The 13714-nt window shown below is 71.9% G+C and carries 12 protein-coding genes and 1 pseudogene; 4 read left to right on the top strand and 9 right to left on the bottom strand.

What is annotated here, in order from left to right:
* Nucleotides 1-269: 269 nt before the first annotated feature.
* Complete coding sequence (locus ACU6P3_RS19375; protein WP_447193398.1) at nt 270-1118, bottom strand: helix-turn-helix domain-containing protein; 849 nt, start codon at nt 1116-1118, stop codon at nt 270-272.
* 18 nt (nt 1119-1136) lie between these two features.
* Nucleotides 1137-1661 (bottom strand): DUF6879 family protein, encoded by a 525-nt coding sequence (locus tag ACU6P3_RS19370; protein ID WP_447193397.1) that lies wholly within the window; start codon nt 1659-1661, stop codon nt 1137-1139.
* A 340-nt stretch (nt 1662-2001) separates the two neighbouring features.
* Between ACU6P3_RS19370 and ACU6P3_RS19365 the strand changes: the two are divergent.
* Nucleotides 2002-2367: pseudogene (locus tag ACU6P3_RS19365) on the top strand (helix-turn-helix domain-containing protein); the annotation flags it as partial.
* A gap of 245 nt (nt 2368-2612) precedes the next feature.
* Here the strand turns inward: ACU6P3_RS19365 and ACU6P3_RS19360 are convergent.
* The 3 genes from ACU6P3_RS19360 to ACU6P3_RS19350 form a co-directional block, all read right to left on the bottom strand.
* Nucleotides 2613-3095 (bottom strand): ATP-binding protein, encoded by a 483-nt coding sequence (locus ACU6P3_RS19360; RefSeq protein WP_447193396.1) that lies wholly within the window; start codon nt 3093-3095, stop codon nt 2613-2615.
* Between the two features lie 618 nt (nt 3096-3713).
* The gene (locus ACU6P3_RS19355; protein WP_447193395.1) at nt 3714-4226 is read right to left on the bottom strand and encodes an EF-hand domain-containing protein; all 513 of its coding nucleotides are present in this window, start codon (nt 4224-4226) and stop codon (nt 3714-3716) included.
* 40 nt (nt 4227-4266) lie between these two features.
* Nucleotides 4267-4641, bottom strand: coding sequence for an STAS domain-containing protein (locus ACU6P3_RS19350; protein WP_030750646.1), 375 nt, complete (start codon nt 4639-4641; stop codon nt 4267-4269).
* 259 nt (nt 4642-4900) lie between these two features.
* Between ACU6P3_RS19350 and ACU6P3_RS19345 the strand changes: the two genes are divergently transcribed.
* Together ACU6P3_RS19345 and ACU6P3_RS19340 are read left to right on the top strand one after the other, a co-directional pair.
* A complete protein-coding gene (locus ACU6P3_RS19345) occupies nt 4901-5482 on the top strand; it encodes an RNA polymerase sigma factor (RefSeq protein WP_447193394.1) in 582 nt (193 codons plus the stop codon).
* Nucleotides 5479-6714, top strand: a complete 1236-nt coding sequence (locus tag ACU6P3_RS19340; protein ID WP_447193393.1) for a zf-HC2 domain-containing protein — start codon at nt 5479-5481, stop codon at nt 6712-6714. Before ACU6P3_RS19345 ends, ACU6P3_RS19340 begins: the two co-directional genes overlap by 4 nt.
* A gap of 167 nt (nt 6715-6881) precedes the next feature.
* On the opposite strand, the gene purU is transcribed toward ACU6P3_RS19340, so the two are convergent.
* A complete protein-coding gene (gene purU, locus ACU6P3_RS19335) occupies nt 6882-7778 on the bottom strand; it encodes a formyltetrahydrofolate deformylase (protein WP_447193392.1) in 897 nt (298 codons plus the stop codon).
* Nucleotides 7779-7904: 126 nt separating this feature from the next.
* Nucleotides 7905-8351 (bottom strand): SCO4402 family protein, encoded by a 447-nt coding sequence (locus ACU6P3_RS19330; RefSeq protein WP_030750638.1) that lies wholly within the window; start codon nt 8349-8351, stop codon nt 7905-7907.
* 174 nt (nt 8352-8525) lie between these two features.
* Here ACU6P3_RS19330 and ACU6P3_RS19325 point away from each other — a divergent pair, with 174 nt between their 5' ends.
* Nucleotides 8526-9788 carry an ABC transporter substrate-binding protein gene (locus tag ACU6P3_RS19325; RefSeq protein WP_447197964.1) on the top strand — a complete coding sequence of 421 codons (1263 nt, stop codon included), beginning with the start codon at nt 8526-8528 and terminating at the stop codon, nt 9786-9788.
* A 48-nt stretch (nt 9789-9836) separates the two neighbouring features.
* Here the strand turns inward: ACU6P3_RS19325 and ACU6P3_RS19320 are convergent, their stop codons facing one another.
* Nucleotides 9837-11636 carry a hypothetical protein gene (locus tag ACU6P3_RS19320; protein ID WP_447193391.1) on the bottom strand — a complete coding sequence of 600 codons (1800 nt, stop codon included), beginning with the start codon at nt 11634-11636 and terminating at the stop codon, nt 9837-9839.
* Nucleotides 11637-11959: 323 nt separating this feature from the next.
* Nucleotides 11960-13438: an NsdA family TPR-like regulatory protein gene (locus ACU6P3_RS19315; protein WP_447193390.1), complete on the bottom strand. Its 1479-nt coding sequence runs from the start codon at nt 13436-13438 to the stop codon at nt 11960-11962.
* Between the last annotated feature and the right edge of the window lie 276 nt (nt 13439-13714).

Raw genomic sequence — 13714 nt, 5'->3', positions numbered from 1 at the left:
GAATGTTGCAGTCAGCAACCGTGGTGCTGTCGCGCTCCATCCGCGCTGCCTTCCGGAGCTGGCCGAGCCGCGTGCACTCGGGGCAGCCGGGTACCGGACGAGGCGCAGGGCGCTCCTCCCGGATGGGCAGCTCTACCGGTACTTCCTGCCACCGCGTGGGTTCTGTCCTCGTCACCGTCGCGCCCTCCCTGTCGCCTCCGAGGTCGATGAACAGACCGTAGGGAGCCGGGTTGTGAGGGGGCCACGCGGTTGCACGCGGTTGCACGGATTCACCCGAGGGAGGCGAGAGCCTTCATGATCAGGGCGCGAGCTTCGGCTCCGCGCACGGCGGACCGGGACAGGTCGGAGAAGGCTCGGAGGTACGTACGGATCTCGCCGGGCGTGGTCAGGTTGATCTCTGCGGTGAGGGTCTCCACCGCCACCTGTCGATCGTCGAAGGCGTAGAAGGCTTCGAGCGGCCAGACGGTACGGCGGGCCCTTGCCGGGATGATGCCGAGCGATACGTTCGGCTGCCCCATCACCGAGAGCACATGCTCAAGCTGGCCCGCCATCGCGGCATCGTCGCTCACCCGGTAGTAGAGAACCGTCTCTTCGAGCACCAGGGCGAACCGATGGTTCCCCTCCCGGATCACGCGGGACCGTTGGGTTCGAGCCTGCACGGCGTCGGCCACGTCGTCCGGTGTCCCCTGGAAGGCCGTGATGGACCGTAGAAGTCCAGTAGCGTAGCCGGGTGTCTGGAGCATCCCCGGCATGACGTTCGAGGCGTAGACGCGAAAGGAGCGGGTCCGCTGGTACAGCGGGACGGTCTGCTCATGGACGCGCCGCATCCCGTCGCGGTGGATCTGCCGCCACTCGACGTACATCGTCTCTGCGTTCCGGGACGCAGCGATCAGATCGGCCGCGTGATCGTCGGCCCCGCAGGCAGCGCACCAGGCACGGATGTCAGCGTCCGACGGTGGCGTCTTGCCCCGTGCGATCCGGGATGACTTCGACTTGTGCCAGCCACACCGAGCGGCCAGCTCATGCCCTGTCAGGCCGGCGTCTCGCATGAGGCCCTGCAAGCGGGCAGCCACAGCGCCTCGTGCCGCTTGGGCGCTGGAAAGCGGAGAGGAAGGCATAAGCTGACCGGTCAGGAATCAGACGGCGTACTTCGCGTGTGGGACGGCTCGCTCCCACACCGCTTCGAACGCCGACGCGCACAGATCAACTACGGCAGGCTCTTCCGTCTGGTCAGTGTGGACCCACCGGCCGACGCCGTCGAAGACGTTGAACTGGACAAGGCGGCCGTCGAACAACCAGAAGTCGTTGCCCGGCAGGGCAAGGTCCGAGGCGCTGCGACGGGGCAGCCAACGGATCTGCTCTCCGGCCGCCACGTTCGTGAAGGTTCCCGAGTGCTCGAAGGCGATGTAATCGCTGACCGGCTCCGAGACGATGCGGGCACGTCGGATGACCACACCCTTGGCCGTGACCTCTTGGACGAGGTCGAGCCAAGGGCGCCACCACGAACCCCGGTCCTCCGGGTCGAGCCGCCGCCCTCGCTTCCATGCGGCGAAGCCTTCGACTTCGTTCTCGACGCCGTACGCGTCGCGCATCTCAAGGTGCACGGCTGACTCCCGCACCGACCTGATGAGGTCAGAGAAGTCAGTCAGACTCTGCGACACGGAGCGCCTCCCTGAAAAGCGGGATCATCCGCTTCGGAACCCTGATCACCGACTCGTGCCCGGGGATCGGCACATCCCGCGAGCTCTCCCCTGTGGTCTGCTCGTCTGCCGTCCACCCTTGAATCACAAGATCCTTCGACTCCTGGTCCACCCACACAGCGGGTGAGCCGTGATCTCCGGACTCGGGATCTTTACCGACGAACCGTAAGGCCATGGTGTCCCTCCCTGTCGAGCACGTTGCGCCGGGTTGCACGACCTCCACTCTGCCGGACAGCGCTGGTCAAGGGGGCCGGAACCGGAGTGTTCGACAGAGGGCGGGGCAGTACCGTCCAGGGTGGTGCGTGAGTCGATGTCGGTGCGGACGTTCACGCGCCGCTTCCGGGAGGAGGCGGGGCTCAGCCCGGGGCAGTGGCTGGTACGTCAACGGGTCGAACGGGCGCGGCAGCTGCTGGAGTCGACCGATCTGTCGATGGACCAGGTGGCACGGGACGCGGGGTTCGGCACGGCGCAGTCGTTGCGCCAGCACCTCCAGTCGGTGCTGGGCGTCCCGCCGACGGTCTACCGCAGGACCTTCCGCACGGGCTCGCCCTCGGACCGTACGGGCACGAACGGCACGCGCACGGACCCCGCGGGCGCGGACGGTTCGTTCCCCGGCCGCGGGGACGCGGACCTCGCGGACGTCGGCCGTACGAGCATGCGACGGTGAGCCGGCGAACCGGGTGAACCGGTGGGCGCCGGGCCACCACCCGGCCCCCGGGATCCAGGATCCGGGGGCGGGCGCCGGCGCCGGCCGCGACACGCTCTCGCCGAGGACGGCGAAGACCGTGGTCCGCACGCGCACTGCCGCACGCCGCCCGCCGCTCCGCCCTCGACGTCCCCTCGCGGCGCATCGCTCATCCCAGATTGATCAGACCGAGTGAACCCGTCAACACGCACTCGTCCCGGGCCGCGTCACGCGGTACGCGGCACCGCGCACGACGGCTCATGGCCGGCCGGCCCACATGCTTCCGCCGCGCCCCCCGGCGCGCTCGTGTCGACCTCGCACCAGATGCGTTTTCCGACCCCTTCCGGCTGCCAGCCCCAGCGGTCCGCGAGTCCGTCCACCAGCTCCAGGCCCCGGCCGCCCGTTTCCTCGCTCCGCGCGTGGCGCGGCTCCGGCGGGCTGGCGCTGGCGTCGGCGACCTCGACCCGTACCGTGCCCGCCTCGGCCGCGCCGGGGCCGAAGAGCACCCGCAGGACGGCCGGACAGCCGGTGTGCACCACGGCGTTGGTGACCAGCTCCGAAATCAGCAGGATCAGCGTCTCGGCCAGCGGCTCGTCACTCTCCATCCCCGAAATCCCCGAACCGGCCAGCCGGGACCGGGCCCATCTACGGGCCCGTCCCACCTCCGCGGGGTCCGGTCCGACCTCCAGCTGAACCTGAAGCACCTGCACCGCTCACACCATCCGAACCGGCGGACACATCGCCTTGCGCCTCGACAGGGTCCTCGACAAGGCGTCACGCAACGTGACTCCCTTGCGAGAGAGCATGGTTGACGTACAGTCACCGCAACAAGCGCTTCGGGCATATTCCAGCGCGAAGGAGTACGCGTAGCGCATACTGTGCGACGCACGCTGCGGGGAGTCGAACAGGAACGCGTCGAGCGCCCCAGTACGGCGCGAACGGCGCGCATCCGGACCACCGGCGCCGCCGTACCGGCAACACCGCGACCGTCGCGCATCCGAGCCATCCGCACCCGACGGAGCGTACCGGAGGCGGGGCACGACTCCGGGGTGTGACGGCCCGCGTAAGGACACAACCCGGTATCGGCCGGGCACCGGCCTCGACACCACGGAGAGTGACACAACAGGACGTCGAGGCCGGGGCCTTCGGCGTGGTCGTCCTCGCGCGACAACGCCCCGTCGGCGAAGACCGAACCAGAGCCGGAGCGGGAGCGGGAGCCGAACCTGGAGCCCGAAACGGATACCGGAAGCGGAAGTGGCCGGTGCCCGCCAGGGCCGGCAGGGGCCGACCAGGGCCCCAAGGTGCCGGTCAGAGCCGGCAGGGGCCGGTCAGGGCTCGGGCGTCACGTAATACGCGGCGAAGCCCGCCAGGATCTCCTCCTCGTGGATCCGGCCGTCACCGTCACCGTCCAGCCACGAGGCGGCCGCCGCGGCGGACTCCGGTGCCACGCCGAGGACCCGCAGCGCGCGTTCGGCGGCCTTCGGGGTGACGCCCGCGCCGTCCTCGTCGACGATCGCGATCAGCGCGTGCAGGAACGGACGGGCGATCTCGGCGAACCGCCGCGGGTTGTCGCGCAGCCGCTTGACCGCGCCGGTGACGAACTCCTGCCTGCTGACCCGCTGGTCCCCGTCCACGTCCGCGATCCCGGCCATGCCCTGCCAGAACGCCTCGGCCCCGCTGTAGAGCGCCTGCCCCTTGTCGGAGCGGGCCGTCGTGCCGAACTCGGCGAGCAGTGCCGCCGCCGCCCCGCTGAAGTCCTCACGGTCGATGTAGCCACTGCCGTCCTGGTCGAAGGCGGCGAAGCGGGAGGCGATCTTGCCCTCGTATTCTGCGCTGTCCATGGCGGGAGCGTACGACGACGGGGCCCCGGTCCGTGTTCCGTTACGCGGAGAGCGGCTGGGCCCGGTCGTCGACGGCCGTGGAGACATCGGGATACACCTCGAACAGACGGCGGACACCGAGAGCCGCGAGGACACGGTTGACGTGCGAGCCGTCCTCGGAGCCGCTGGCGGGCAGGATCAGGCGGAGCCGGCCTCGGCAGGAGTGCAGCAGCCGACGGGACGCGATCAGTACACCGACCCCGCTCGAGTCGCAGAAGAACACCCGGGAGAGGTCCAGCACCAGTTCACGCCGGCCCGCGGCGACGGCGTCGTGGACCCGCTGCCGTACCTCGGGCGTGGTCACCAGGTCCAGTTCGCCTGTGATGTGCAGCACGGTCCACGAGCCCTGCTCGGACTCGTCCACCTTGAGCGTCACGCGCCTGGCCTTTCCTCGGGGTGATCCGGAAGAGGCTGTGGAAGCGGCTGATCCGGAAGACGTCCTTCCTCATCCGCCCCTGCCCCACTGCCCTCCCACGAAACTAAATGAGCGACACGCGCGACGGCAGAGGGCCCCGTACCGCACCCGGCCGCGGGAGGGGCGCACTTTGCCGTAAAGGGGCGTGCGCGATCTGCGCCTCCCACTACATTCGAAGTGACGGCGGGCTTCGACAGGGCAGGGCAGGGCTGGGGGTCGTATGGCGAAGGACACACCTCCCCGCTGGGACCGCAGGATGCAGCAGCGGCTGGCACGGGGCGAGGCGGCGGCGCTCGGTGAGCTGTACGACCGCTTCGCGTCCTTGGTGCACGGCCTCGCCCAGCGCGTCCTGGACGACGACGAGGCCGCGGACCGGGTCACGCGCGAGGTCTTCGGCCACGTCTGGGAGCACCCGGACACCTACGACCCGAAACAGGGCTCCCTGCGCGCCTGGGTGGCCAAACTCACACGGCGGACCGCGGTGCGGCACCTGCGGCAGGCGGAGGCGAAGGCGTACGAGGCGACGGGCGAGGGCACGGAGGAGGAGCTGGAGGGGAAGATCCTGCAAGCCGCGGCGGCGGCCCGCGCCGACTACATCATGCGGTCGATGCCCGCGCCGCTCTGGAACGCGCTGGAGTTGGCGTACGTCCAGCGCAGGAACTACCGGCAGGCCGCCGAGGACCTCGGCGTCACGGAGGACGAGGCGCGCCGCCGCCTGCGGCTCGGCCTGCAGCTCCTGTCCACGGCCAACACCCGGGCAGTGGACGGTGCCCGGCCGCCGGGGAACGGACACCCGCTGTGACGGGCCCGTTGGACGGCGGCCCGCGTGAAGGCCGCGTACCGGACGGTTCCCCGGACTCCCCGCGCCCGGCCGAGGCGGAAGCGACGTCCACGCCCGTATCCCCGCCCACACCAGCACCACAACCGACACCGCCTCTGACGCACAAAGTGCTCGCGTCGCTCCTGGGTGCCTGGGCCCTCTCCGCCTGTTCGGCCGAGGAGACCGCCCTGGTCGAGGCGCATCTCACCGAGTGCGGCGCCTGCGCGGACGAGGCGCTCCGGCTGCGCGACGCCGTGGGGCTGCTGCACAGCGAACGGACGCTGGACCTCGACCCGATGCTGCGCGCCCGGGTGCTGGAGAGCTGCCTCGGCCGCCGGCCGGCGCGCGTGCCCGTCCCTGACTGGGCCGCTCCGTACGACGCCGAGGCCGCGCGGCTGGACGCGCTGTTGCGGGACTTCGGCGACGCGGAGTGGCACGCGCCCGTGCGGCTGAAGTGGTTCCAGGAGGAGCGGTCGGCCCGCCGCAGGACGACCGTCGCCGGGGTCATCGGCCATCTGATGACCGTCGACGGCCTGGTCGTCGGCGCGCTCGGGCTGGACGACCCGCTGGGCGCCGACGCCCCGGCCGACCCCACCGAGCGGACGGAGATCTACTGGGGTGCCACGACGGAACCGCCCACCCGCGCCGTGCACGGACCGTGGCGCGACCAGAGCCACACCCTCATCCGCACGGTGTCCTTCGCGGGCCGGGGCGTCGCGGACCTGTCGGTGTCGTACGGGGACCACTTCGCCCTGCCCCTGCGCGACGCGCTGCTCGACCGCGCCTTCGAGTGCTGGATCCACGGCTCGGACATCGCGGAGGCCGTGCACTACCCGTACGCCCCGCCCTGCGGCGCCCATCTGCACCGCATGATCGACCTGGCGGTCCGGCTGCTCCCGTCCGCGCTCGCCGCCCGCCGCCGAGGCGGCCTGGCCGGCCCGGCCCGCGACCTGGTCGCCGCCGGCTCACCGGGCCGGAGCCTACGGCTGGACGTCGAGGGCCCCGGCGGCGGCGAGTGGTTCGTCGCCCTGGACTCACCGGCCGCCATGGGCTGCCGCGAACGGTCCGTGGCCGAGGTCGCGCTGGACGGGGTCGAGTTCTGCCAGTTGGTGGCCGGTCACATCCCGCCGGAGGAAGCGGCGGCGGGGCAGGACGGCGACCGGGAGGCGATCCGGGACGTGCTGTACGCGGCGGCGGCGATGAGCCGGCTGTGACGGCGGTCGACAGGTGACCGGACAGCCGCCGGGCGGGCGTGCGGGTCCGGCCCGAACGCCGGGTCCGGCCCGAACACCGGGTGCGGACCGAACGCCGGGTGCGGCACGTCTGCCGTACGCGCCTGCCGACCAGTCGGCCGAAGACGCCTCCGGCCGGTCGAGCCGGGTCAGCCGAAGACGACCGTGCGGTGACCGTTGAGCAGGATCCGGTGCTCCGCGTGCCACTTGACGGCGCGCGCCAGCGCCTGGCACTCCACGTCCCGTCCGACGGCGACGAGTTGTTCCGGGGTGACCTGGTGGCCGACGCGCTCGACCTCCTGCTCGATGATCGGGCCCTCGTCCAGGTCGGCCGTCACGTAGTGCGCGGTCGCGCCGATCAGCTTGACGCCCCGCGCGTGCGCCTGGTGGTACGGCTTCGCGCCCTTGAAGCTCGGCAGGAACGAGTGGTGGATGTTGATGATCCGGCCGTTGAGCTCCTTGCACAGATCGTCGGAGATCACCTGCATGTAGCGGGCCAGGACCACCAGCTCCACGCGCTCGGCGCGCACCAGTTCCAGCAGCTCCGCCTCGGCCGCCGCCTTGGTGTCCTTGGTCACCGGGATGTGGTGGAAGGGGATGTCGTAGGAGGCGACGAGTTCGGCGAAGTCCGTGTGGTTGGAGACGACGGCGGCGATCTCCACCGGCAGCGCGCCGGTGCTCGCCCGGAACAGCAGGTCGTTCAGGCAGTGACCGAACTTGCTGACCATCAGCAGGACCCGCATCCGCTCGTCCGCGCGGTGGATCGCCCAGTCCATCTGGAAGGAGTCGCCGACGGCGGTGAAGCTGGCGCGCAGCTTCTCCACGGTGGCCGGCGCGTCCGCGGAGAAGTGCACCCGCATGAAGAACAGGCCCGTGTCGTGGTCGCCGAACTGCTGGCTGTCCTCGATGTTGCAACCGGTCATGAAGAGGTAACTCGACACGGCGTGCACGATGCCCTGCTTGTCCGGGCAGGACAGGGTCAGGACGTACTGACCGGAGGCGGCGGCGGAAGCGGGCGACGGGGCCGGCTGCGGGGCGGTGCTCATGACCTCAAAGGATCCCACATCCGGCGAACCCGTCCGCGCCCCGCCCGCGCCCCGTCCACCTGGTCCGCCTGGTCCGGCGTTCCGGTCACGCGCCCCGGTCAGGCGGTCCTGGTCAGGCGGTCCTGGTCAGGCGGTCCTGGTCATGATCCGCAGCACGTCCAGTGACACGGGCAGCACGTCCGGGTCGTCGCCGTCGCTCAGCGCCAGCCGCACGTGCGCCTCCCGGGCCGCCTGCACCGCCTCCGGCCAGCCCGGGTGCTCCAGGTACGCGGAGACGGGCGCGTCCGCGCCGGCCTGGTGCATGATCCGCAGCACGCGCAGCACGGCGGTGTCGACCAGCGCGGCCTCCGTCGCGTCGCGGAATATCGTGCCGACGTACTTCTCGGCCGACCAGTTGTCCAGCCAGGTGTCCTCGACGAGCCGGTAGACGGCGTCGGTCACGTCGCCGTACCCCTCCAGGCCGGCCAGCCAGTAGTCCTGGTGGAAGACGGGATCGGAAAGCATGTGCAGCGCCGAGCGCACGTTGCTGCGCCAGCGCCACCACGGCATGTCTGTCAGCGGCATGCCGCCCATGGTGGAGGAGCGGCGGCCACGGCGGGAAGAGTTCTCGGTACCTTGCTGCACGATCGAAAACTCTACGGACCGTCCGGGAGGGATCCGGCGGACCCCCGTAATTCACCTCGACGTCACCAACCGTCGACATCGTCTCGCCGCACAGTTACCCGGCGGACGGAAGCGTGCATGACTATGACCGGTTGGCGACGCTTCTCCCTTCTCCGTCCCGTCGCGGGGCGTGCGATACGGGTCCTCTGTTCGGCAGTGGCGGGAGCGACGCTCGTCACGGGCTGCGGAATCCTCCCGGGCGTGGCAGGTGGCGGCGGGGATCCCGTCACCGTCATGACCTGGGCCCCGATCGGCACCAACGCCACGAACATGCCGGGCATGCCGGCCATGGCCAAGGCGTACGCGCGCTGGGTCAACGCGTCCGGCGGCATCAACGGCCACGAACTGCGCGTCCTGACCTGCAACGAGCGCAACGACGGAGGGGCGGCGGCGGACTGCGCGCGGCGGGCCGCCAAGGAGAACGCGGTCGCCGTCGTCGGGTCCTACAGCCAGCACGGCCGCGAGTTCATGGCGCCCCTGGAGGCGGCGTCGGTCCCCTTCCTGGGGGGATACGGCATCACCGACGAGGAGTTCAACAGCTTCCTCTCCTACCCCGTCAACGGCGGCCAGGCCGCGCTCATGGCCGGCAACGGCCGCCAGCTCTCGCGTGACTGCGACGGGACCGCGCTCGTACGGCCCGACACCATCAGCGGCGACGACCTGCCGGACCTGATCGACTCCGGCCTGGCGAAGGGCCGCCGGGCCCCGGCCGCGGACCTCCGGGCGGCGGAGGACGCGACGGACTACACCCGCGTCGCCGAGCGGGCGCGCGAGCGCGCGGGCGACGGCGGCTGCGTCACGGCCGTGCTCGGCGAACGCACGGAAACGTTCTTCGACTCCTACCGCCGGCTGCCCGAGGACGCCCGGGACATCCGCATCTCGTCGGTCCTCGGCAGCGTGGGCCAGAGCCTGATCAACCGCACGGGCGGCAAGGACGGCCCGTTCGAGGGCGCGTACCTCACGGGCTGGTACCCGGTGGCGAGCGACCCGGCGTGGCAGCCGATGCGGAAGGTGATCGACACGTACGCGTTCGGCGACGACGCCATCGATCCGGCGGACCCGGGGGTGCAGACCACCTGGATCGCGTACACGGCGCTGAGGGCGGTCATCGAGTCGATCGACGGCGACGAGATCACGGCCGGCAAGCTCGTGGACGCGCTGGACCACGGCGTGAGCGTCGACACGGGCGGGCTCACCCCGCGCCTGCGGTGGCGCTACGAGGACATGCTGGGCGTGCCGGGCTTCCCGCGGATCGTGAACGCGGACGTGACGTTCCAGGTGGTACGCGAGGGACGGCTGGTGGCGCAGCGCCGGGGCTTTGTGAACGTGAGCGGAACGCTGGGGTGAGGCCGGCGACCCGCCTCGCCCTGTCACCGCCCCCGCCCCGCCCCACCGCTACAGCTGCGTCGGCTTACGCGGCGTCAGCCCGTACTTCGTCGCCACCGCGTTCCACAGCTGCGACGCCTTCTGCTTCGCCGCCGTCGCCTCCCCGCTCGCCTTGTTCCCCTTCGCCGCTTCCTTCGTCGCCTTCGCGTGCCCGCCCTTGCAGACCTTCTTGCTCTTGGCCTGCTTGGCCCACTGCGCGTAGTGGTCGTCCGCCGAAGCCGACGCCTCCCACGCCTCGTTGAGCGACGACGTCAGTTCGGCGTGGTCGGGGAGCTTGTCGACACTGAGGTCCTTCAGACGGGCCACCAGGTCACGGCGCTGCTCCGCCGCCCCGTGCAGGTCGGTCGCCGCCTTGTCCAGGTTCTCGCAGGACTTGATGGACTCGACAGCGTTGATCACCGTCGACCGGCTGTTGTTGCTGTCCGCGAGCAGCTTGTCGAGCGCCTCGGCCTGCGGCTGCGCCGGGTCGGCGGGGGGTTCGGTGGTCGCGGGGGCGGTGGGTGAGCTCTCGGCCGTCAGCGTCTGTTTCTCGTTCTGCGCCGACTTCCCGTCCCCGCCGTTCATCAGCGCGCCCGCGCCCAGGCCGAGCACCGCGCAGCCGATGACGACGGCCGCGACCACCGGCACCTTGGAGGAGCCGCGGCGGGCGTCGCCACGCCCGCGGGATGCCCGTCTCTCCGGCGCCGGCGAGGGCGTCGGGACCGGTCCCGGCGGCTGGGCGTGCCGCTGCGCGTGCGGAGGCTGGGCGTGCGAGGGCTGGGCGCGCGGCTGAGGCTGCGCCCGGGAGGGGGAGGCGCCCCTGGCCGCGCCCGGTCCCGGCGCGGCGGGACCACCCGCGCCGTACGGCGGCAGCGGCTGCGTCATGTCCGCCCCCTGCGCCCCGCCGCCCTCCGCTCGGAAGAGATTGTCGAACTCCGGGGGCGGCTGCCGGTCCTCCGGCGCCCCTGGACGTACGTCGTACGGTGCGGCGGCGGGCCGCTCGGGCGCGGCGACCGGCGGGAGGAACTGCGTGGCTTCCGAATCAGCGCCCTGATGCGGCGGCATCGGCGCCGGCGCCTCGGGGACCTGCGGCGGCCGCATTATCTGCGTGGCCTCCGCACCGCTCTCCGGCGGCAGCACGCCGGGCCCGACGGGGCCGGGCGCCTGCGGCACCGGTGCGATGAACTGCGTGGCGTCCGAGTCCGAGGTGGCGGCCACGGGCGGCAGGTACTGCGTGGCGTCCTCCACGCCCGGCACGGGCGGGGTCTCCGCGGGCAGCGGCAGGCCCTGCGCCGGCGGAGGCAGCGGGGCACCGTACGAACCGCCACCGTGAGGCAGGTCCCCCTGCGGAGATCCGTACGGCTGCCCCTGCCTCTGGGGCTGCCCGTACGCCTGGGGCTGCCCGTACGGCTGGGGCTCCCCGTACGGCTGGGGCTCCCCATACGCCTGGGGCTGCCCGTACGGCTGAGGTTCCCCGTACGCCTGCGGCTGCGGTTGCTGGGGCGGCTGCGGCGGTATCTGCTGCTGCCCGCCGTACGGCTGCGGCACCGTCTGGCCGTAACCGCCCTGCCCGCCCTGACCGTCCTGCGCGTCCCAGGGCTGCCCCCACTGCTCACCGCCCACCGGTCCGGGCAGCGGCGCGGAATCGGGCATCGGCGCGGCCGGGGGCGCGGAAGCGGGCGCGGGCGCGGACGAGCGCGCGGGCGGGTCCTGGTCCGCGGTCGAGCCGGGGATCCAGGGCCCGCTGCCGTCGCTCGGCAGCACGATGCCTTCGTACGTGATCCGAGCGGCCGGTTGCTGCGGCTCATCCCTCTGTCCGCTGTGCGTCACCGGGACTCCTACGTGTGGAACGTGTGGACTAACCGAATCGTCGGCTCACGCTACCGGGTGAATCGAGCGCTCTGCCACGCACGTCGATCCGGTAACGAATCGGTCCCGGTGAACCTCGTCACCTGGCATGAAATCGCCCGGGACATCCGGAACTTGACCGTTCATTCGCACACGGCCGTCACCGTCTCCTCACGTCCCCCGCACACCCACCGGTCATCCCCCGAAGCCCACGGCCCGGACCGGCCGCCGGATCCGGCGCCCCGGATCCGGCGCCCCGGACAGCTCGGCACCCGGCGCGCCGGGTGCCCCCGGCGCCCCGCCCTTCACGCCGCCTGGATCTCCAGCCGCGCCCCGAACTCCCGTACCGCCGGCTCGCTCCCGTACGGCTCCAGCCGCTGCTGGAGGTCCTCCAGATACTCCGCCCCCCGGCTGGAGCGCAATGTCCCGAGCAGTTCGACCGCCCGGGTGCCCGTGTGGCACGCCTGCTCCACCTCGCGCTGCTGCACCTGCGCCGTGGCCAGCAGGACCAGCCCGATCGCCCGCCGCCGCGCCCGGGACTCCGGATGGCCGTCCAGCGAGTCCTGGGCGTGCTTGGCCGCCTCGTCCGGGCGGCCCAGGTCGCGGTAGCAGTGCGCCAGCTCGTCCGCGAGGTAGGCGTGACCGAAATGGGCGATCCAGTCGGGATCGTCCGTCCCGGCCCCCGTCCCGGCCCCCGTCCCGGACCCCGCGCCGGGCCCTCCGCCGGAACCCCCGACGGATCCTCCCGCGCCCCCGGCGGCCCCCTCCCCCGCCGCCTCTCCCGCGCGATCCAGCGCGGTGACCGCGCGGCCGATGGCCGTCTCGCAGGTACGGGCATCGCCCATCAGCGCGTGTCCCCGCGCCTCGGCGGCGAGGAACATGGCCTGCGCGCGCGGCGGCACGTGTCCGCGCGCGCCCTCCTGGGCCGCCCGGGCGAGCTGCGCGATCTCCCGGGGGTTGCCGAGCTGGGCGGCCAGATGGCTCATCGACGCGGCCAGAACATACCCGCCGTACCCCCGGTCGCCCGCCGCCTGGGCCAGCCGCAGCGCCTGGATGTAGTAGCGCTGGGCGAGGCCGGGCTGGCCCGTGTCGACGGCCATGTAGCCGGCCAGCTCGGTCAGCCGGGAGACCGCCCCGAACAGCCGGCGTCCGACCGATTCGCGGTACGAGCCGGACAGCAGCGCCGAGACCACGCTGTTCAGGTAGTGCACCACGACCGGGCGGACGTGGCCGCTGCCGAACCGGTGGTCCAGCTCGATGAGCGCGCTCGTCATGGCCCGTACGGCGTCGACGTCCGAATCCCCCACCCGGGCGCCCGTGTTGCGCGCCACAGCCGTGTCCGCGCCGGTGATCAGCCAGTCCCTGCTGGGCTCGACGAGCGCCGAGGACGCCACCGCCGACCCGGACAGGAAGTCGCGGCGCCCCACGTCGCTGCGCCACAGCTCACAGACCTGCTCGATCGCGCCCAGGACGGTCGGCGAGAACTGCAGCCCCACGCCCGAGGCCAGGTTCTTGCCGTTGGCCATGCCGATCTCGTCGATCGTGACCGTACGTCCCAACTTCCTGCCCAACGCCTCGGCGATGATGCCCGGCGCCCGGCCGCGCGGCTGCTGGCCGCGCAGCCAGCGCGCGACCGAGGTCTTGTCGTAGCGCAGGTCCAGCCCGCGCTCCGCCCCCACCATGTTGACCCGTCGGGCGAGCCCGGCGTTGGAGCAACCGGCTTCCTGGATGAGCGCCTGGAGCCGTTCGTTCGGCTGACGCGCGACGAGTGGCCTGGCTGCCAATTGGAACCCCCTGTGACCGCGGTGATCGACTCAGTGATCACTGCCCGGCGAATACGCGGAGAATGCGCATATTGCATGCACATGTTCGGCGATGACGGAAATATTCGATGATTGAACTAAGAGGCTGGACCGATCAGTCGGAAGCCGCGGCCTGCCTCGGCCGCGCGCTGCCCACGTGCTGCCCATATGTTGTCGGACCCCCGGGGGTGGCTACCCCCCTTCCGCCACACCCCTTCCCGCGCGCCCCCGCCCATGCCTCCATGCGCCCCGTATGCA

The organism is Streptomyces hebeiensis, from assembly GCF_052983195.1.
This window is presented reverse-complemented; position numbering and strand designations above follow the sequence as displayed.